The sequence below is a fragment of the Parabacteroides timonensis genome (genome assembly GCF_900128505.1).
Lineage (GTDB): Bacteria > Bacteroidota > Bacteroidia > Bacteroidales > Tannerellaceae > Parabacteroides > Parabacteroides timonensis.
Genome location: NZ_LT669941.1, coordinates 1,031,463 through 1,051,794, shown reverse-complemented (window position 1 = coordinate 1,051,794; position 20,332 = coordinate 1,031,463). Strand labels below are relative to the sequence as shown.

The window sequence follows — 20,332 nt, the reverse complement described above, 5'->3', positions numbered from 1 at the left end:
TTTATTTATACCTTTGCACCCTGTTAATATAAAAATAAGAGTAGAAAGGAGATGAATAAACAACATGTAACTTATACTCCGACCGGTGGAGTATGTTCTAAAATGATGCTTGTGGATGCTGAAGATAACATTATTACCAGTGTGCAGATTGTAGGCGGTTGCCAGGGTAATACGCAGGGACTGAGCAAGCTGTTGATCGGTATGGCTGTGCCCGAAGCTATACAGCGCCTGGAAGGTATTGACTGCCGCGAACGGGGAACGTCCTGCCCGGATCAGTTGGCACAGGCATTACGAAAACTTAGCTGATTGCCGGCGTACATTCGACCGGTTTACGGATTTAGGGGGATATCTTTTACCAACCTGAATCCGTTGTTGAAGTGTTTACTTCCCGGGTAGATATAGTAATGACAGGTCGGCCGGCAGGTTGCCCGTTCGTTGAACCAGGTACCGCCGCGTACGACAGCATATAGTTTGCCGTCTTTTTCAAATGTATCGGAACACCATTCCCATACATTCCCGCTCATATCATGGATTCCCAGTTCGTTCGGTTTCTTCATACCGACAGGGTGTGGTTTGCCTTCCGAGTTTCCGGCATACCATCCGAGGCTGTCGAGTTCCATGCCACCGCTATATAAATGGTCCCGTTTGCCGTACATGCCGCCGCGAGCAGCATATTCCCATTCTTCCTCTGTGGGTAAACGTCCGCCTGCCCATTGGCAATAAGCATTAGCTCCGTACCAGGTGATGTAAATGGCTGGGTTGGCTTCGTAGCCGGGGACCGGTTTTCCGTTTTGGATTCCCCAGTTACATTCATAATATAAAGGCTGTCCGGCGTCGGGACCTTCTTTGATTACATTACTTTCGTATGTTTTCAGGAACTGGGCGAACTGGAAGTTGGTAATTTCATATTTGCTGATGGAGAAACTGTTTACTTTCACCTCATGAACCGGATTGTTATCTTCTTTATAGGTCGAGCCCATCTTAAAAGTACTTCCTTTCACTTCGATCATTTCCGGATTGATGTTGGTTGATAACCATTTTCGGAATTCAATCTCTTTCATCCGTTTCCGGGCTTCATTCCGATCTTCTTCCCTAACATCGCTTTCAATGAATTTATTGAGGTAGGAGATAGAGATATCGTACGCTTCGTTCCCTTTCAAAGGAAGCAACCGTTCGTACATGGTTGCCAGTGCAATGTATCCGTCGGTACGTTCCGGATCCAGCCGTACGCCCTGCTCATAGAGTCTGTAAGCCTCTTCGGTATATTTGTACATGTTAATCGGGGTACCGCTAAGAGAGAGCAGGTTGTCTGCCTGCCGGATGCAATTATCGGCATAAGGGTTGATCTGGTTACTGATCAGGCGGGCGAATTTTGTTTTCTTCATCTCTACCGGGATCAGGCGGTAGAACTGTCTGAGTGAATCGGGCGACAGTTTTTTCATGATACGTGTCAGGAGGAACTGGCCCGCATATTTATCCATATTCTCTCCGATGAAAGCAATGCGGATCGAATCTCTTTTCTGCTGGACGGCATGCAGTTCGATATCTACATCCAGCTCCTGGCTTCCCCGTACCGGTTGAGCATTCAGATTGCTCAGGGATTGGAGGAAGGCGGGCTTCTTTTTCTCTTTGCCGTCAGAACGTTTTTTACCGATGGCACCTAGTTCGTGTTGTGCCATCGAGACGGCATTCAGGCTGTCGATCCTTTGATTTAGGTCGTGCGTCTCTTCCAGGTAAACGGCATATCCCATGTGGGTATCGGCTCCTTTGAAATGCAGTCCGTTAGGGAAGTCGGAGAGGTGGCCTTCCACGTATAATGTGTCTTTGTCGATGAGCAGGTCGCAGTAATGGAACTCGTCGTCTATCGTTGTGCATAGCCATAAGTGTTGGGGTACGTCGGACAGTGTCCCTTTCATCTGGAATTTTCCTTTTTCGATCCGCATGGAGTTGATGATGCGCTGGTTGTCGAACTGTTTGAGGAAGAACACCGTGCCATCTTTTACTCCGCCGATGTGTGCTTCTATGACATACCGGTCGTTATTAGCCGTCAGAAAAAGGCTGAAACAGGTAAATAGTACGGATAGAAATAGTTTAGTCTGCATACGGATCGTTTATAAGGTGATTTAGTCGATGATCAGTTTATAGCCTATTCCCCGGACATTCAGGATCTTTATCGAGTCGTCTTTCGATAGTTTATGTCGCAGTTTGGTAATGAAGACGTGCAGGCTGCGGGCATTGAAGAAAGAGTCGTCTCCCCACAGGTCGAGCAGTACGTCTTTCATTGGCAATACATGGTCTTTGTTTTCGCAAAGCCGTTTGAGTATTTCCGATTCGCGGTTGCTCAGGAGTTGTTTCTCGCCGCAATATAATAATGTTTGCGTAACTGCATCGAATGTATATTGACCGAGGTTGAAGGTTGTTTTTTCTTCCTTGCGCACTGTGATCTTATTCAGCAGGGCTTTGATACGGACGATCAGTTCTGCCATGCCGAAAGGCTTTTTCAGGTAGTCGTTGCCGCCCAGCTCGAAACCTTCGACAACATCGTTGGCGGCAGAACGGGCGGAGAGGAAGAGGACAGGTATCTGGCTGTCTGTTTTGCGGATATGCCGTATCAGGGTGAAGCCGTCTATTTTAGGCATCATGATGTCGGTCACGATAATATCCGGCTTGATTTCTTTGTAAAGCGCCAGCCCTTCTTCACCGTCGGCAGCCAGTACAATATCGAACTCCTCACCATCCAGCGTATCTTTGATGATCATTGCCAGTGTCGGCTCGTCTTCCACTAATAATACTTTTATCTTTGCCATAGTTTTTTCTTTTTTAGTTTTTGAAATGAAGGGTGAATGTCGTACCTTTTCCCGGTTGACTCTTGACGGTCACTGATCCTCCATGTTTCGACATTATGTCTTTTACATAATATAATCCCAGTCCGTACCCTTTTACGTTATGCAGGTTGCCGCTGGGGACGCGGTAAAATTTGTCGAATATTTGTTGCTGGTTTGCCTCGCTGATACCGATACCGTTGTCCGTAACGGATACACGGATCTCATTCGGCAGCATCTCCGCACTGACAGATATTTCTGCAGGTTTATCGCCGGAATATTTTACCGCATTGTCAATCAGGTTACCCAGTATATTATAGAAATGCGTACGGTCGGCAAATACTGCAATGTTCTCAGGTATATTTGTTGTGATATCGACCTGTTTTCCAGCTTTCAGCTTGTGTTGTTCAATGAGTGGGGCGATCATGTCAGCTACGCGGATCGATTCCTGTTTCAGCCGGAAGGTATTGCGGTTCTCCACAGAGAGGGTGAGTATCTGTTCGACCAGGCCGCTTAACTGCGTGAGTTGTTCCCGGACGATACCCAGGTATTTCTTCTGTTTCTCGCTGACATGGGTGTCGTAGTTGAGTAAAACGTCGTTGGCTGCATAGGCAACGGATATCGGGGTTTTTAGTTCATGTGTCATATTGTTGGTAAAATCTGTTTTCAACTCTTCGATCGTCTTCTGTCTGAGGATCGTATAAAGTAGGTAGATGAAAGCGATCAGAATCAGGATGACCAGCAGAAAAGATGAAATGAGGATGCCTGCCATTTGTTTGAATACCAGTTGGGAGGGAGCTTTTAATGTTAGTTGGTAATATAGTTTCGGTTCTACGCTTTTGATCGGATAGCTGAATTGTACTCCTTTATTGTCGAACATCTCGACTGACCGGAATGTCATGATGGTTTCGGGCACGCTGTCCTTCATCTGGATTACTTCCAGTTTATAGGGGACGGAAATATCGTACTGTTTGAGTTCCATGACGAGCAAAGTATCGTACAGGATATAGTCGATAGGTATCAATGAATCGAGTTTTACGTGCAAGGCCTCTTGTATCTGACCTTCCAGTGAGGTCAGCAGGTCAAGGTATTCATTGAGCGATTCAGCTGCTTCGTTATATTTGAAGGGGTTCTTATCTGCTTTTATGGAAAATGTATCCATTAATCCGTTTCGTGAAATTTCTTCTGTGCTATCCTTCGAAAGTTTAATCTCGGAGGTGATTGTTCCGGATCCTTTATTCTCACTCAGTGAATCCATACGGATGAATAGCTCCTTGTAGTCAGCCATACGCATGGCTTCCTGTATATTCCCGTTTACTTGTTCCCAGGTGGAATCGTAGAGCCCTTTCAACCAATATCCCTGTGAAAACAACAATGCCGCCAGCGATAAACTTATCAATGTGGCTATGATTTTGAAACTTAATTTAGTTTTCATATCTTGTACCTGATCTTTCTGGCAAAAATAATGGATATGTTTGGGAGTTTGGGATTACGGTAAGACTAAATAACACTTTTAGGGAATATAACAAATATCGTTTATTCCAAAAAGTCCATTTTATTTTATAGCTTTGCGCCTTATTTCCTATAAGATAGCCAGATGTCGATATTAAGATACCTTTTCATATTGTCAGCCTGTTCGCTGATCACTTCTGAATTACAAGCTCAGTTTCTGGATTATGGTGCGGATCCGGCCCGGTTTAAATGGAATGTGGCGAAGTTGCCGCACTACAACCTTATTTATCCCCAGGGCAACGATTCGATGGCTTACCGGTATGCTTTATATCTTGAAAATGTATATCCACGCGTTAAGAAGACGATAGGAGAACCGATGAAGATCAAATTTCCGGTTATTCTCCATCCCGGCAGTATGTCGTCGAACGGACTGGTTTCGTGGGCGCCGCGCCGTATGGAGTTGATCACGACTCCTTCGTCGAAACTGGATGCGCAAAGCTGGGACAAGCATCTGGTGTTGCATGAATCGCGCCATGTGATCCAGATGGGAAAGCTGATGCATGGTATATTCCGGCCATTGTATTATATAATAGGGGAGCAGGCAGCAGGTGTGGCTGCCTTCTTTTTACCGACCTGGTTTCTGGAAGGGGATGCGGTAAGTACTGAAACGGCTATGTCGAATGCCGGACGGGGACGGTTGCCGGAATTTAATATGACCTATCGTGCCCAGATGTTGGGAGACGGCAAATTGTTTTCGTTTGACAAGTTATTGCTCGGCTCTTATAAAGATTATACCGGCGATTATTATGCGTTGGGGTACGATCTGACCTCTTATGCCCGTTACCGTTATGGCAGTGATATCTGGGACAAAACGACGAGTCGCTATGTCTCTGTTCCGTTTCTTTTTTCGAGTGCCTTCAAACATCATACGGGGATCAGTATAGATAAGCATTATAAAGAAACATTCGATTATCTGCGGGATGAATGGGAAAAACAGGATACGGCTGTACTTGTTCCTTCTTATCTTTCTCCGGCGAAAGATAAATATACCTCTTACCGGTATCCCCAGTTATTGAACGACTCTTCTATTATTGCTGTCAAATCCGGCTTGGAAGATCTGAACTCTCTGGTTTTACTGACAAATGGAAAAGAAAAGCGTTTGAGCTATATCGGACGTATCAATAGTCGTCTTAACCTTCGTAACGGACAGGTTTTCTGGACTGAAATTGTACCGGGGCTTCGCTGGACACATGAGAATTATTCGGTATTGAAACGTTATGATCCGGCAACCGGACGTATTACGACTCTCACTCCGCGTCAACGTTATCTGGCACCTGCTATCGATGAGGCTGGAAAGACGGCTGTCGTTTCCCGTTTTACTATAGCCGGGAAGAGTGAACTTGTATTGGTCGATCTGGAAAATGGAAAAGAACAGGTCTGTTTCGATGTACCCGACAATGCTTTTATCAAAGAGTTGACATTTGGAGAAGATGGGAATGTAATTGCCGTAGCTGTGAGCGATGCCGGAATGGGGATTCGACAACTGAATACTCAAACTGGTGATTGGACTGAACTGATAGAGACTACTTCTGCCAATATTACGGCTCCGGTCTGGAATAAAGGACGTTTGTTCTTTGAATCCGGTGTTTCCGGTACGAATAATATTTATAGCCTGAATCCTTCGGACAGTCTGGCTTATCGCTTAACCTCTTCCCGGTTCGGTGCTTTCGACCCGGCTTTCGATCCGCAAGGGGACCGTTTATTCTTTTCGGATTATCAGGCAAAAGGATACCGGGTGGCTTCCCTGCCGACAGATAGTTTATTGGCAGAGGCTACGGATTTAGGCCAGCCGTATCGTTTCCCTTTAGCGGAGACACTGGCTGAACAAGAACAGTTTAATCTGGATTCGGCCCGGTTGAATTCGATCGACTTCAATCCTGTACCTTACCGGAAAGGATTGCATACGTTTAAAATACATAGTTGGGCTCCGTTCTATTATGATGTGGCAGAGGCGATGAACAGTGGAGCCGATGATCTGGCAACCATCGTAAAGCCTGGTGTTATGGTATTATCGCAGAATTCGTTGAATACGGCTATTATGCAGGCCGGTTGGTATTATAAGAAAGGGTATCATCATGGTAGGATGGCTTTTACCTATAAAGGTTGGTTTCCCGTGTTCGACCTGGCTCTCGATTATGGAGAGAAAGCATTCGATATGAGCTGGACTAAGAATGAGGAAGGGAAAGAGGTGACCCAATTGCAATACACCCATCGCAACCAGTTGGAAGCCGATGTCCGCGTTTATCTGCCTTTTAACCTGACAAGGAATCATTATACACGTGGTATCCAGCCTTCTCTTACCTATTATTATACCAATAATAAATACCAGCAGTTCGAGAGTAGGAAGTTTAGAAATTTCCAGTATATCTTACCGGAATTACGGTTTTATAATTATCGGCAGCTGGCACAACGTGATATTTTGCCTCGTTGGGGATATCAGGTTCGTTTGCAGTATCTGCATTCTCCCTTCAATACGGAGAATTATGGGGATTTATATGCTGCACGTCTGACGACTTATTGGCCGGGAATTATTCGCAATCATGGTTTAATGCTTCGTTTCGGTTATCAATATCAGACATTGGACGGAAAGTCGTTGTATCTTCCCAAACGCTTATTGGATGAAACCCGCGGGTATAATTATTTGTATCAGACCCGCCAGCAATGGGCGTTCAAGGCTGATTATGCCTTTTCGATCTTTTCACCTGATTTGAGTCTGGGACAATTCGTTTATATCCGTCGTTTGAGGGCGAATCTTTTTTATGACCTGACTCGTAATGAGGCCCGCAAGGCCGGGGGATGGGATACCCAAAGTTCGTATGGTACCGACCTGATATTCGATTGGAATCTCCTTCGTATGACTTTCCCTTTAACTACGGGTGTGCGTCTGATACAGCCTATTAACTACGGTAAATTCCAGGCAGAGATGTTATTCTCGATTAGTTTCTAATGCGGGATAACAATGCTGCTCTGAAACTTCTTAATAAGCCCCGAGTTGCCGGTAGGCAGCAGAAATGATTGATTCTGCTTTTTTATAGATATCCTTTGTTTTCTCCGTATCCAGTGTATCATGGCTGGATGAAGCACTTTCGAATAGCTTGAAGACCTGTGTTTCCACCGGCTGTAATTGCTGGATATAGCCGGTCTTTTCATTATTCCAGAGAAGTTTCTATCCACTTTACCTGTTTTATTCAATTTATTTTCCATTGTATAAAAATTTATTGGACAAAGGTAAGACACGTTTGTGACAACAGTATGTCAGGAGTTCCAACGTAATGCTACTTGCGTTCAAATGTACACTGCTCCCCACCATCTATAGATTTATGATGTAGACGAAATATGTAAGTTTATGTAATCCGTAAACAAGGTTATACAATCCGTAATTTGGGTTGTAAAAGTGACGGAAGTATCCCGTATTTTTGTAATCGAGATACGAATACTGTACACTGAATAATCTGTAAGTAGGATATGGAAAAGAAAAATACATTGGATTTTAAGACCGTATATGATTGTAACTGTTGCCTGGCCTGCAAGACGTTGCACCCACAGGTAAGTCTTATCAATCTGGAGAACCCGTCGTTGGAACAGGATACCGTCAAGTTTGAGTTTTATGCTATCTTGCTGATAGAGAATTGCCCTGACGAATGTTCATGTTGCGGACGGAAATACTATGATTATTCCAATGCAACAATGGTATTTCTTACCCCTGGTGAAATTTTCCGTATGAGTGAGGAGAAAACCCTGCCCGGCAAAGGCTACCTGCTGGTGTTTCATCCGGACTTGCTGTTTCAGACCACACTGAAGAACCACATTGAGAATTATACATTCTTCCACTATCGCAAGGAAGAGGCATTGCACCTGTCGCAGCGTGAAACGGAAAAAGTCACCTGTTGTCTGTGGAATATAGAAGAAGAACTGCATCACTCGATCGATATACATAGCAGCACTATCCTTTCTCGGCACATCGAATTGTTGCTGGACTATTGTACCCGTTATTACGAACGTCAGTTTATCACCCGTGAGAATAAGAATAAGACCATTCTGGAAAAAATGGAGCAGTTGCTCGATGACTATATAAGTTCCGGCAGATTGCAAAATGGTAAACTGCCTGCACCCGACTATCTTGCGGAGAGACTCAATCTTTCTACATCCTATTTCAACGACCTGCTGAAATTTGAAACGGGCAAGACGCTGGAACAGTATTTCGAATTCAAACGGTTGGAAGTTGCTAAACGGATGCTACTGAAATCCGATGCCACACCTGCCATCATAGCCCGCCAACTGGGTTATCCGAATGTACAGTATTTCAGTCTTATATTCAAGAAAATAACGGGTGTTGCACCTAGCGATTACCGTTATTCGCAAAATTGAAAATTGTCATTCTGATAATTATCCCCTTAATTCCCGGTTCTATTTGGATATAGAGGATGTAAGGAGCTGTTTTTTGTGCTCCAGCGGAAGTTAAGGTCTGACGTAAAGATTTTTGTAAGAGATAAAATGTACATTTTAGTAGGGAATAATGTAATCATCATAATGATTTTAGAGTAGATGATAGAGATAAGGTAAAAACTTCTACAATCTGTCAACCGAAAATGATCTGCCTTCAAAGAGCTTCTAGCCTTCTGAAAGGTGTATTTAGTCAATCCTAGAGTATAAATTAGAAGATAATTTCCCAATATTTTGTAGTGTTAAAATTTTCATCACAATGATTATCCCACTTCATTGTGATAAGTGCGCGAAGTCATTGTGATGACTTAGTCGGTACATTGTGATGATAGGGAAGAATCATTGCAATGATTTCCGAAAGGGGGGGGGATAAAGGGATGAAAACAGGGTGATGAGGTGGGGGTATCCTTCTGGAACATGTATTTGAGTGAAAACCGCAGTTAGCCTGATCGGCAAAAATCGAACATTCTGAAAGCTATGAGTGTTTATTTTTATCTTTTTGATTAATCCGAATAAAATAGAGAAAGAGTAATGAAGAAAAGATATTTTTGTAGACTTTGCATGTTACCGTTCGGTAAGATATATTTGTTGCCAGACAATGATTGATAAAAATAAAATTGTAGAATTGAAAAGATTAATATTCATATTACTTGCCCTGTTATCTTGTCAGGCTTATTCCCAAACGGTAGAATATAACTATTCTTGTGGTGCCGAAAAATCGGTTATCAGATGGACTGAAAGTAAAAAAGATAATCATATCTATCTGAAAACAGTTCAGGGAAATGAAATTCATAGTTATGTGATGACTTTTAATTATAAAACTCTTTCATGGGAATACTCGAATCTTACTGAAAATATAGATATAAAAGTTGTCCAGGAAAATGGTGTTTACAAGATGACAGGAGCTTTCAAATCAAAAACATTTTCGAAAACATATACTTCTAAAGGCTATCCCTGGTATCAGAATATTGGTTTCAATCTAGGTTATTCCATGAAGGATAAATCAAATTTCAAATTTGAGTGCATCCGTCCTGACAACCTGAAATTGTATGAAATGCAGGCAGATGCAAAAGATATCATAAATAATAACGGAACACAGGAGCAACGAATCAATATTCACCTGACAGGTATGCTGACAAAATTCTTTGGAAGTGACTATTATATCGATTGTTCTACCAGACGATTTGTTAAATACAAGGGAGTACATGGTCCTCCCGGAACTCCTGAAACAATAATAACTATCAAATAATGAAAACACTTATCATAGTTTCATCGACTTATCTTGGCAATACGATGAAGGTTGCGAAAGTAATGGCTGAAGAGCTGAAAGCAACAGTATTAACCCCTATGGAGGCTGCACAGTCCGATATATCCGCATTTGATCTGATAGGCTTCGGATCGGGAATTAATTTTGCATCGCATAATAAAGAGATCATTTCGTTAATGAAAAATATCTCCATAAAAGGACAAAAGGTATTTATCTTTTCGACTAGGTGCAGGCCCATATTAGGAGGTTATCATAAAAAGCTGAAAGCCTTGATTGAGGAAAAAGAGGGTGTTCTCTTAGGGGAATTTTCATGTGTCGGTTTTGATCGTACCGGTCCGTGGGTCGGCATGGATGGATATAATAAAAACAGACCAGATGAGAAAGACTTATTCAAGGCTAAATTGTTTGCTGCGAGGATAAGAAAGAAAGCCCATCCGTTAACTGACTTTAGAAAAAAATATGCTGTCTCGTCAGATTTTGAAGGGTTGAATCTTCGTACGGATGGTCTAAATAAAGTGATTGGCAATATTGTCTTATTGAATATAACGAGTTGTATATCCTGTGGCAAATGTGTAAAGAATTGTCTGCTGAATGTTTTTTCGACAGACGAAAATAAGAAAGTTATACTTCCAACGGGTGAAATGGATTGTATCATGTGCGGTAAATGTGAAAAAGACTGTCCTTCGGATGCTATTTTCATTAACGAATCTTTCCGCAACGGACTAAGAATCTTGTTCCGTGAAGTGTCATGTGATAAACTTCAAACAGCTTATTGGTCAAAATAATGTCCTGCCTTCGCTGTTCGTTCCGTTTTCCCGTATTGTTTATGATACTCATTTGAATTTTGTCTACTTTTGATGTGTTGGAATTAGTATTTAATTGAAACTTATTTTAGTTTGAAAAATTATGACAGATCAGCTTGACGAATGCCTTATCACCCTTGTGCACCGGTCGGTTTTATCGAACATGCCGGCTTTGCCAGTGCAATCGATGAAAGAATCATTACAGAAATGGTTAGTTGTTTCCCGGATATAACAGACCAGTCGTGTGCTTGTTGCTGGCGGTTTACGATCAGTAATTTGGGTTAGATAATCAGTGATTTATATACTTTTATATTGGATACTATTCTGTAATTTTGTGTCATAACAATAAAAATAAGAATTGCATATGACAACAATGAAAGTTAAAGGTATGATTATGGTAGTGATCATGATGCTATGTATCCCCATAAATGCACAGACGCAGAATGATAAGACATTGGTCGCTTATTTTTCGGCAACAGGAACAACGGAGAAAGCTGCTAAGTTGATTGTAGAAGTTACAGGTGGAACGCTCTATGAAATACAACCTGAAAAAGAATATGTCGCTGCTGACCTGGATTGGCATGACAAATCCTCGCGTAGCAGTGTAGAGATGTCAGATGCCAAATCACGTCCTGCATTGAATACCAAATCAGAGAATTTTGCAGATTACGATACCGTTTATATAGGTTTCCCTATTTGGTGGAATTCTGCTCCGAGAATCATCAATACTTTTATTGAGAGCAATGATTTTGCAGGCAAGACGATTATTCCGTTTGCAACATCGGGTAGCAGCAGTATTTCTAATGCAGAAAAAGAGCTGCAGGAAACCTATCCTGATCTGAAATGGCAGAAAGGCCGACTTTTGAATGGTACGACAAAGGAAGATATTAAGAAATGGACTAAAAAATAAATTATTATGAGAAAGAATTTTGGGGCAAAGCCCCTTACTTATCCGCAGCCGGTGTTTATTATCGCTGCTTATGATGAAGATGGTACTCCCAATGCAATGAATGCCGCCTGGGGTGGTATCAGCGAGATGCATGAAATTAGTATTTGTATCAGTGAGGGACATAAAACGACTGCAAATATCCTGAAGCGTAAGGCTTTTACCGTGAGTATGGCAGAAGTCGGGCAGATGGTTGCCTGTGATTACGTGGGTATTGTTTCCGGCAATAAGGTTCCGGATAAATTTGCCCGTGCAGGTTTTCATGCTACCCGTTCGGAGTTTGTGGATGCACCGTTGATTGACGAATTGTCTGTAGTGCTGGAATGTAAATTGAAGGACTATAACCCAGAGACCTGTATTTTGCGAGGTGAAATAATAAACGTAAGCGTAGATGAGCGCGTTCTTGACGAAAACGGTAAAGTGGATGTATCCAAAGTATCTCCCATTATATTCGACCCGTTCAATAACGATTACCTGGAAGTCGGTAAAAAGGTAGGTAATGCTTTTTCGGATGGTAAGAAATTGAAATAGGGAATCTATGCCATAACAGACGAATATATTGAGCTGCTTCATCGCCTTCTCCCATATTCGGGAGAAGGCAGTCACCATAACTATATTTCAGTTCACAAGAAGAATATATAACCCTGTCCCTAACAAAATAGAACAAGCCATGTTTTTAAAAAGCATTTGAATAACTACCACACAGATTCCCGATACTATTTCCGGGATGCCGTATGAAGGTGATAGAAAATCCGTATCCTTGTAGCAATAGACCACCAACATACCGAATATGGCAGGAGGTAATACCCTGCCCAAGTAATTTACATACCGGGGAGTGTGTGCACCAGACCTGAAGATCCAGAATGGAATCCAACGGGTTAACTGTGTGGTGAGTGCCACAATAAGTATGGTGATAATTTGTTCCGTAACCGTCATGTCAGTTTCTCCTTATCTTTTGTAGTCAGCCAACGAACCATAAAAATCACAGTGATAATCAAGATCGTTGGAAGCATGAAATATGCCTTGCCGAAAAGCATAAGGCACGCCCCAGCAACTAATAGTCCTAATATAGAACTGCCGTGCGTTTGTTCTTTTTGCCACTGGCTGATGAATATCACGATAAACAGAGCTGTCATGACAAAACCTACTCCCTTAGTGCTTGCAATGGCTTCACTGGCAGAAATCGCACCAATAACAGTTCCTCCTATCCATGACACATAGAGATAGACCGAAACAAAGAGCATGAACCAATTCCGGTCTGTACCAGGAGGGACATCTGTCATATAGTTGAGTGAAAACACTTCATCTATCAGTCCGGAAACAGCCCATATTTTCTTTTTCCCCATGTCTCTATACTTTTCCAACATGGATATTCCATAGAACAAATGTCTTCCGTTCACTATCAACGTTAGAAGCAGGGCATAACCGGGATTGAACGTACTAAGCAATAAGCTAACAGTAACAAACTCCATCGAACCGGCAAATATAGTAGCTGCCATGCAGACAGGCCATATTATGCCGAACCCACAGGAACGCATATATACCCCATATCCGACACCGAGGAAAGCTATACCGAGCATTACCGGAAATGCTTTTGTCAGTGCCAGTTTACGCGCATTATAAAAAGCTTGGTTCTTATTATTCATCAAGTACAGTTTGAATATTCTTATCTTTTTAACTTCAAGAATTATTTCCTGTGCAAAGATAAGAAATTCAATATATATGCTGGGTATCATGTTGAAAAATGAGGAAGATGTTGTATTTTTGCGTACAAAACAGGAAATAATCCTGCATAACCAACTAAATAAAAAAGATGAACAGGAAAAAATACGGTACAAAATGGACAAAACGGATAAAATCATATTAAATGCACTGCAAAAGGATGCCAAACAGAACATGAAAGTATTGGCAGATGAGTTAAACCTATCCAAAAGCCCTTTATATGACAGGGTAAAGCGTTTGGAAAGCGATGGATATATCTCTCACTATGCCGCTATCGTAAATAAAGACAAAATCGGTAAACCGTTAGTTGTGTTTTGCCGTCTTGCGCTATTGGTTCATGAGCATGAGAACTACGCCCGTTTCGTAAATGAAATCGTTCAATTGGAAGAAGTTGTCGAATGTTATTCCATTGGGGGTGAATACGAACTTTTAATCAAAATCGTTCTTGAAGACTTGGATGCCTATGATAAATTCAGATTCGAAAAACTGACACGCATAAACGGTATTGCCAAAATAAACAGTTCAATTACAATACGTGAATTGAAAAACACTACATACATAAAACTTTAGTGGAAACGTATTAAAAAATTAAAAGTTAACAAGAGAATGTTATATTCAGATTGCTACCGGAATATTACCTTATTCTTCTTCGTTTTGTTCTATAATCTTAATGTTACATAAAGTGAGTCTTGACTAGGAAACGATTTTAACTGGAACAAACGTAAGGGGAAACAGAAATTGGTTTCCCCTATGCATAGTTGAAATACAAATATTAATTGTTCATTGAAATCATATCATTCATATCGTTAAATATCCCCATTTTTATCAAATTGCGTATAGCTAGCTCTGTCGCTTGATCGATGTTTGCCCCTTTTTTACTGAACCCAAGAAGTTGGGATGTCGTTTTTTTAAGGTCTTCCATAGGCATGGATAACTGTTGCTCTATGGCGTAACGTGCTGCGTTCATAACTTCCAGTATAGGAATATCTTGGATATCCCGTTTGGAATTGATTCGATAAAAACTGTAATTTTCGGCTTGATCTTTACTTTCCCAAAAGATAACGGAATTGCTGGTTGAAAGCGGATCCTTATATTGGTTATGAATGAGATTATCAATGAATATCTGTAAACGGGTAGTAACCCTCGTTAGATTCCATATACGCAATATCCTTTTATATAATAGGGTATTTGTTATGGGTTGTTCGATGCTTATTATCTGTTCAAGTTGTTTTGTTACTTCTCGGGGTTGAGACATTACATGATCAATATCTGCATTATAACCAACATCAGGGAGGTCCGCGAAAGTATAATCTTTCTCCCGGTTATTTATGACTTCGATAAGAGGTTCATCCGTTACACTGAATGCTTTTATTGCGTTAGGTGTAATAAAGGTAGGGGATATATCCTTCTCTGTTTCCTCATTCTTAAGACTCTCCAATTTATCAATAATACGCTTCACTACCTTATCCTTATTTTCGAACCAGTCAATGGACCACACGCGCATGATTTGCCAGTCTAGCATCTGTAAGACGCTGGGTTGGACTATTTCGCGGTCGCGTGTAGTCTTGGTTTCATAGTAATTCTTGCCATCACATAATATCCCTAAAATATATTTATCTGGTTGCTTCGGGTCAATAATAGCTAAGTCGACTTTGAAATTAGATCGACCAACCATTGTGTCTACCTTATATCCGCATGAGACTAGTTCGTTGGCGATCAGCGTGACCAGATTGCTTTCTTTATGATGTTGGATTTGTGTCATGGATATTGTAGATGCTCCACGTTCAGCAAATTCGAGGAATTTTTTCAATCCTTCCACACCTTTTGCCTTGGTGCGCTTTAAGTCAATCTGATCAGACCTGAGGGTAGAGAAAATGATCATCTCATATCGGGCACGGGATACAGCCACATTCAGTCGTCGTTCACCTCCTTTATTATTTAAAGGACCAAAGTTCATGGATACATTTCCGTTTTTGTCCGGACCATATCCAATAGAGAATAGAATTATATCACGCTCATCCCCTTGTACATTTTCTAAATTTTTTATGAAAATAGGCTCATCACATTGGTATGCTTTTTCTTCCAGTTCCGGATATTTACTTAATTCTTCGAGGAGCATATCTTCTATCAAGTTCTGTTGAACCTGGCTGAAAGAAACAACACCTATACTTTTTCCGGAAAGCTCCGGTGTTCTTAGACGGCGAAGTATTTCATTTACTATAGCTTCGCTTTCCGCACGGTTACTGCGCGTGCGCCCTTTGTCATATGAGCCGTCGACCCTAACCAGGCGGACTTTGGATATCCGGTCGTCAACAGAAGGGAAAGTATATAATTTGGCCCCGTAATACTGGGCATTACTAAAAGCGATAAGACTTTCGTGTTTACTACGATAGTGCCATGTCAGATAACGTGATGGTATGGAAAGCGATATGCAGTCATCCAGGATACTTTCCATGTCATCGAACGCGGCATCTTCCTCATTCACTTGAGTGGAAGAGAAGAAACTCGTTGGTGGCATCTGCTTGGGGTCTCCGACAACAACCAGGGCTTTGCCTCGTGCTATTGCTCCAACAGCCTCATTGGTGGGCATTTGTGAGGCCTCGTCGAAAATCACCAGATCGAATTTCTCAGCGCTTAAATCAATGTATTGGGCAACAGATATCGGGCTCATTAACATACATGGACATAGCTTCGGAAGTAATGTCGGTATTTGGTCTATGAGCTTACGGATCGATGTGCCGCGTCCTCCGTTGGATATGTTTCGTTTCAAAATGCCAACCGCAGAATTGGAGGTCGCCTCCATAGTTAATGAGGGTATGCGTGAGGCCAATCTGCTATACAACTCTTTTTTGCTTAATTCTTGAAACTCGTGGGTTAGTTGTTTGTATTTGGTAATTATCTCCTCAAAAAGCAAGCCATTGAACAGGCGCAAGGTTTCGTCAGCGTCAACAGCCTTTAAGGCGAGTTTATGATAGATACCTTTAAGAAGTGCATTAGAAGCTTCGGTACCGTTCTTATGCTCGTTTAGGATATAATTCGTAACCATGGATAAACCTCGTGTTTCAAGTTCTCTTTTCCGGATGCACCATTGATACCAGTCTTTAGTCATATTTAGGTGCTCCTTCCAATTTCTGAGCAGTACTGGCAGTTGCGTTTCAAGGTTATTTTCCGGCAATTCGATATTGCATAATCCTCTCAAGTCATGGAGAACTTGATTCATCTGATCGGATGTTTGTATCAACTGGTCCAGTAAACTTTTGTTGGTCTGTAAGAATAGGTTCCAGTCATCACCCATTTTATCGGAAAAACGGTTAAGTGTCTCCGGCAAGCTTCTTTGGGTGAGTCGTGCGTATTCTAATAAATTCTGATAAACCCCTGGGATAGCCGATAAAATAGAGGTAATCTCATCCCATTTCTCTTTATTACGTCTCCCCAAATGTCCAAAAAGAGATTGTAGTTCCGATGAATGTTCTTGGACGATCTTATTCTGTTTTTGATAGGTCCCAAGTTGATCGAGGAGATTCGGGATCTTTGTCTCTTGCAGGCTGGGGCTATAAAATCTCAACTTTTTTAGGTAAGAGCGTTTGGCAAAGTATTTAGGGAGGAACCATTTCATTTCGATGGCTTTCCATTCTTGTTGGAGGGTAAACACGTTTTCATCCAATATTTCCGGCGCGTAATCTTTGGAAAGTTCTGCCAATATTCTGTCACGTTCTTGTCCGGAGTTAATGATCTCCTGCCATTCCCCAATCAGTTCCTCTTTGCCTCCCAGTTCCAGTAAGCCTTTGTTCAGATAGGGGATAGCGACCAGTCTGCTGCTCATCTGGGCCATTAACTCAATCCCTTCCCAGCTGTCAGGGATTACGAAATCCCAATTGTCGGAGAAAAAAGTTCTTCCGGTGGATATTATCGGCAGTAGATCCATAAGACGGCTGATGCTATTCTCTAACTTTTGGTTACTCTCAAGTGAAATATCATATGGCTCCAATCCTTTTAGCGGATGTGTTTCCGGCTGTCCTATTATCTGAAAGATTGTATCGAACTCTTTAATTTTTTCTGTAAGGGTGGTAAGCTCGTCTTTCGTGATGGAGTCCAATAGAGTAAAATCGGCAGCTAACTCATCACCCTGAATGGATAAATAATTTGTAATACAGTCAAAAAGGGAATAACCGTATGCATGAGGGTTATGCAAGGCCTCCATATAATCGATTAATTTTCGCCTACGTTCAAATAATTGCTGGGAAATACTCTCGAATTCATGAGGAGACTGGATATGTACAACCTCGATCGCTTTCTGAAGCTGTGCAAGGAAATGAGTTTTAGTTACTTTATTGGAATGTAGTTCCAGACAGAATGGCTCCAAGCCGATCTTGGCTAATCGGTTCTGGACGACTGAGAGTGCAGCCATTTTCTCTGCGACAAATAAAACACGTTTCCCTTTGTATAAAGCATTAGCTATCATATTGGTGATAGTCTGGGACTTCCCGGTTCCTGGAGGCCCGTGCAAGATAAAGCTTTTTCCTTCTCCCGATTCGATAACTGCTTCCAGTTGGGAAGAGTCCACATCAATTGGAATCGCGAAACTGGAAGGTTCTGTATATTTGTCAATTTTCCTCGCGTCAACATCTTGGCTAGTATCCTGCCATTTAATACGATTCTCCATCAGACTGGCTAGAATAAGGTTCTCTTTCAGCTTGTCAGCATTAGTATGGATATCATTCCACATAACAAACTTGTTGAATGAGAACAGTCCGATCATGGATTCCTCTACCACATCCCAGCGCTTTTGATTGCGGATACAGGTACGGATTGCAGCAAATATCTTTTTCACATCTACTCCACTGTCATCCTTGGGTAGTGAATTAAGTCCGGAAAGATTGATGTCGAATTGTTGTTTTAGTAACTCTACCAAAGTGATATTCAATATGATCTCTTCGTCCCTGGTTCGAATTACATATCCATTTGTACCTCCTCGCCGTATAATATCAATCGGTAACAATAAAATAGGAGCGAAACGAGGCTTTATACTTTTGGGAGTCTCATACCATTTGAGAATGCCCAGTACCAGAAATAATGAATTTGCCCCATTTTCCTCTATCGCTGTACGGGATGTCCTGTATACAAACTTCAGTGCATCCTGGAGCTCGCTCTCGGTTAGGTAAGAACGGATTCTTTTGTTCTTCAGCTCGCTGATCACCAATTCTTCAAGTTCGTTTTTCAAGAGTGAGGAATCATACATGCCGGTATCTCTCGGCTCTAATTTTCCTTTGATGGGGCAGGACAGTATCTGATAATTCTCTCCGGCCTGCAATCGGTCTTCCAAATGGTCGATCTCAAAAGAGATAAACGGTATGACTCTTTTGCCCAGCTTCACGTTGATCAGGTTATTTCGCAAGGAAAAATCTAATAATTTTCGTTCCCAGATAATTTGTTTGGTAGTTTCTTGTTTGGCAGTATCCAGTTTTATCTCAAATCGGTCCAGGCTGTTTACCTTTTTTGTGGCATTTTCATGTTCAATGCCTTCATTTTCTACTTGCCATTTCCCGTTATTTTCAATGCGCTGGGGGAGTGGTCTGATTTTATTCAACCGACAACGGTAGACGTCTATGAATAAATCGAACCTATTCTCGTCCTTCAGCTCATTCTGCGCTAATAAGACCGCATCATCAAATGCTATATTGTTTGAGGAAGTAAGTGCTGTTGATTCTACCAGTACAATATCATTGATACCATCGGAGCTTCCTTTAAGCAAAAATGATGCGTCATCGCCTACTGTTTGATGATAAGACTCATCCGTTAACCATGCACCCACAAATATATGCCCTTTCAACAAGACCAAGAGGGGATGGATACCGTTCGCTTCCAGACAGGAGGCATATAGCAGGGTCAGATCCATGCAAGTCCCCAATTTATTTGTTAATACGTTGTCGACCATACGGACGCGCTGTCCCAGCTGTTCGAAGCTAGCTGGTATCGTTGCGTAGATGAGGGATTCGGATCGGAGGGCTTCATATATGGCGGCAACTTGGGCACGCACACGATTCGGATCTTGTGTCTGGTATTCATCTAATGCGGAATTGCCGGTCCATTCTTCAAGGAATCGTGACGCGTTTACGCTAACCCTCGATAGCAACGGATGGTTAGGGGTTACGAAAGAGGCCAGGAGTTCAGGCATGATGCTGACGCCGGGCCATTGGTCGTACGCCATTAATTTGATGGGATAAGCCTGTTGATAAAGGACTTCGCCACCAGTTGAGATGATCAGGTTAAAAGTAGTATCGATTCCTTCCGTAAGTTCGATTAATCTCTCAACTTCGGGGGATATTTCGAGTGAAACGATTTGTATATTTTGCCCCTGTGGTACGATATCAAGAACACAATCGGAATATTTGATGAGTTCTCCGCTTATGGAGATCTTTACCTCGTTCCAATCTATCTCGTCATTATTTATCAATTCACAAAAACTGAATGCTGGTACATGGTTATGTATCATTGCATAATTGACACATGGCAAATATTCCAAATGAACAGTGCCGTTGAAACTCTTGGAGGTTTTATCGCTACTTTCCATTGCAGATTATATTTATGTAGCGCATCTTAACTGTGTGATTGCTTTTTGTAGCTTTAAATCTAAGGCGCTATGTTATTAATAGACTCAAAGATATAAATTAAATATTAAAAAGAGTATTCTTGGAATTATTTTATATTCAATTATTAAGCAGGGAACGTTGTATTTATGTGCTATCTTGAACGTGAATCTGTACAAATATTGATAGAAAGGGTGTGTCACATTGAAGTGTGCACACCCTTTCTATCT

At 41.7% G+C, this 20,332-nt stretch carries 16 protein-coding genes; 9 read left to right on the top strand and 7 right to left on the bottom strand.

Annotated elements, in window-relative coordinates; translation table 11 throughout:
* Window positions 1–51: 51 nt before the first annotated feature.
* Window positions 52–306, top strand: coding sequence for a TIGR03905 family TSCPD domain-containing protein (locus BQ7394_RS11850; RefSeq protein ID WP_075557624.1), 255 nt, complete (start codon window positions 52–54; stop codon window positions 304–306).
* Window positions 307–329: 23 nt separating this feature from the next.
* Here the strand turns inward: BQ7394_RS11850 and BQ7394_RS11845 are convergent, their stop codons facing one another.
* Genes BQ7394_RS11845 through BQ7394_RS11835 form a run of 3 tightly spaced genes read right to left on the bottom strand, consistent with a single transcriptional unit; the run spans window position 330 to window position 4,257 of the window.
* On the bottom strand, window positions 330–2,102 hold the full coding sequence (locus BQ7394_RS11845) for an SUMF1/EgtB/PvdO family nonheme iron enzyme (RefSeq protein WP_075557623.1): 1,773 nt from the start codon (window positions 2,100–2,102) through the stop codon (window positions 330–332).
* Window positions 2,103–2,123: 21 nt separating this feature from the next.
* Window positions 2,124–2,807 carry a response regulator transcription factor gene (locus BQ7394_RS11840; protein WP_075557622.1) on the bottom strand — a complete coding sequence of 228 codons (684 nt, stop codon included), beginning with the start codon at window positions 2,805–2,807 and terminating at the stop codon, window positions 2,124–2,126.
* 13 nt (window positions 2,808–2,820) lie between these two features.
* A complete protein-coding gene (locus BQ7394_RS11835; protein ID WP_075557621.1) occupies window positions 2,821–4,257 on the bottom strand; it encodes a sensor histidine kinase in 1,437 nt (478 codons plus the stop codon).
* A gap of 162 nt (window positions 4,258–4,419) precedes the next feature.
* On the opposite strand from BQ7394_RS11835, the gene BQ7394_RS11830 reads away from it, so the two are divergent.
* Window positions 4,420–7,281, top strand: coding sequence for a TolB-like translocation protein (locus tag BQ7394_RS11830; protein ID WP_075557620.1), 2,862 nt, complete (start codon window positions 4,420–4,422; stop codon window positions 7,279–7,281).
* A 30-nt stretch (window positions 7,282–7,311) separates the two neighbouring features.
* On the opposite strand, the gene BQ7394_RS25795 is transcribed toward BQ7394_RS11830, so the two are convergent.
* A complete protein-coding gene (locus BQ7394_RS25795; protein WP_154674740.1) occupies window positions 7,312–7,449 on the bottom strand; it encodes a hypothetical protein in 138 nt (45 codons plus the stop codon).
* Between the two features lie 350 nt (window positions 7,450–7,799).
* Here BQ7394_RS25795 and BQ7394_RS11825 point away from each other — a divergent pair, with 350 nt between their 5' ends.
* From BQ7394_RS11825 to BQ7394_RS11805, 6 genes are all read left to right on the top strand, one after another.
* Complete coding sequence (locus BQ7394_RS11825; protein WP_075557619.1) at window positions 7,800–8,702, top strand: helix-turn-helix domain-containing protein; 903 nt, start codon at window positions 7,800–7,802, stop codon at window positions 8,700–8,702.
* Between the two features lie 700 nt (window positions 8,703–9,402).
* The gene (locus BQ7394_RS11820; protein ID WP_075560000.1) at window positions 9,403–10,026 is read left to right on the top strand and encodes a hypothetical protein; all 624 of its coding nucleotides are present in this window, start codon (window positions 9,403–9,405) and stop codon (window positions 10,024–10,026) included.
* A complete protein-coding gene (locus BQ7394_RS11815) occupies window positions 10,026–10,829 on the top strand; it encodes a flavodoxin family protein (RefSeq protein ID WP_075557618.1) in 804 nt (267 codons plus the stop codon). The genes BQ7394_RS11820 and BQ7394_RS11815 overlap by 1 nt, the downstream gene beginning before the upstream one ends.
* Window positions 10,830–10,970: 141 nt before the next feature.
* Window positions 10,971–11,132 (top strand): DUF6125 family protein, encoded by a 162-nt coding sequence (locus tag BQ7394_RS25790; protein ID WP_154674739.1) that lies wholly within the window; start codon window positions 10,971–10,973, stop codon window positions 11,130–11,132.
* 88 nt (window positions 11,133–11,220) lie between these two features.
* Entirely contained in the window at window positions 11,221–11,757 is a 537-nt protein-coding gene (locus tag BQ7394_RS11810; protein WP_075559999.1) for a flavodoxin, read from the top strand.
* A gap of 6 nt (window positions 11,758–11,763) precedes the next feature.
* Window positions 11,764–12,324, top strand: a complete 561-nt coding sequence (locus BQ7394_RS11805; protein WP_075557617.1) for a flavin reductase family protein — start codon at window positions 11,764–11,766, stop codon at window positions 12,322–12,324.
* Between the two features lie 87 nt (window positions 12,325–12,411).
* Here the strand turns inward: BQ7394_RS11805 and BQ7394_RS11800 are convergent, their stop codons facing one another.
* Together BQ7394_RS11800 and BQ7394_RS11795 are read right to left on the bottom strand one after the other, a co-directional pair.
* Window positions 12,412–12,729, bottom strand: a complete 318-nt coding sequence (locus BQ7394_RS11800; protein ID WP_075557616.1) for a branched-chain amino acid transporter permease — start codon at window positions 12,727–12,729, stop codon at window positions 12,412–12,414.
* A complete protein-coding gene (locus BQ7394_RS11795; RefSeq protein ID WP_075557615.1) occupies window positions 12,726–13,439 on the bottom strand; it encodes an AzlC family ABC transporter permease in 714 nt (237 codons plus the stop codon). The genes BQ7394_RS11800 and BQ7394_RS11795 overlap by 4 nt, the downstream gene beginning before the upstream one ends.
* An 88-nt stretch (window positions 13,440–13,527) precedes the next feature.
* On the opposite strand from BQ7394_RS11795, the gene BQ7394_RS11790 reads away from it, so the two are divergent.
* Window positions 13,528–14,085, top strand: a complete 558-nt coding sequence (locus tag BQ7394_RS11790; protein WP_235848734.1) for an Lrp/AsnC family transcriptional regulator — start codon at window positions 13,528–13,530, stop codon at window positions 14,083–14,085.
* Window positions 14,086–14,287: 202 nt separating this feature from the next.
* Here BQ7394_RS11790 and BQ7394_RS11785 read toward each other — a convergent pair whose 3' ends face one another.
* Entirely contained in the window at window positions 14,288–20,086 is a 5,799-nt protein-coding gene (locus tag BQ7394_RS11785; protein WP_075557614.1) for a DUF3320 domain-containing protein, read from the bottom strand.
* Between the last annotated feature and the right edge of the window lie 246 nt (window positions 20,087–20,332).

Excerpts from the sequence above, each read along its gene's own strand:
- BQ7394_RS11850 (WP_075557624.1), top strand. The coding sequence starts at position 52 with ATGAATAAACAACATGTAACTTATACTCCGACCGGTGGAGTATGTTCT.
- BQ7394_RS11845 (WP_075557623.1), bottom strand. The coding sequence starts at position 2,102 with ATGCAGACTAAACTATTTCTATCCGTACTATTTACCTGTTTCAGCCTT.
- BQ7394_RS11840 (WP_075557622.1), bottom strand. The coding sequence starts at position 2,807 with ATGGCAAAGATAAAAGTATTATTAGTGGAAGACGAGCCGACACTGGCA.
- BQ7394_RS11835 (WP_075557621.1), bottom strand. The coding sequence starts at position 4,257 with ATGAAAACTAAATTAAGTTTCAAAATCATAGCCACATTGATAAGTTTA.
- BQ7394_RS11830 (WP_075557620.1), top strand. The coding sequence starts at position 4,420 with ATGTCGATATTAAGATACCTTTTCATATTGTCAGCCTGTTCGCTGATC.
- BQ7394_RS11825 (WP_075557619.1), top strand. The coding sequence starts at position 7,800 with ATGGAAAAGAAAAATACATTGGATTTTAAGACCGTATATGATTGTAAC.
- BQ7394_RS11815 (WP_075557618.1), top strand. The coding sequence starts at position 10,026 with ATGAAAACACTTATCATAGTTTCATCGACTTATCTTGGCAATACGATG.
- BQ7394_RS25790 (WP_154674739.1), top strand. The coding sequence starts at position 10,971 with ATGCCTTATCACCCTTGTGCACCGGTCGGTTTTATCGAACATGCCGGC.
- BQ7394_RS11810 (WP_075559999.1), top strand. The coding sequence starts at position 11,221 with ATGAAAGTTAAAGGTATGATTATGGTAGTGATCATGATGCTATGTATC.
- BQ7394_RS11805 (WP_075557617.1), top strand. The coding sequence starts at position 11,764 with ATGAGAAAGAATTTTGGGGCAAAGCCCCTTACTTATCCGCAGCCGGTG.
- BQ7394_RS11800 (WP_075557616.1), bottom strand. The coding sequence starts at position 12,729 with ATGACGGTTACGGAACAAATTATCACCATACTTATTGTGGCACTCACC.
- BQ7394_RS11795 (WP_075557615.1), bottom strand. The coding sequence starts at position 13,439 with ATGAATAATAAGAACCAAGCTTTTTATAATGCGCGTAAACTGGCACTG.
- BQ7394_RS11790 (WP_235848734.1), top strand. The coding sequence starts at position 13,528 with ATGTTGAAAAATGAGGAAGATGTTGTATTTTTGCGTACAAAACAGGAA.
- BQ7394_RS11785 (WP_075557614.1), bottom strand. The coding sequence starts at position 20,086 with ATGGAAAGTAGCGATAAAACCTCCAAGAGTTTCAACGGCACTGTTCAT.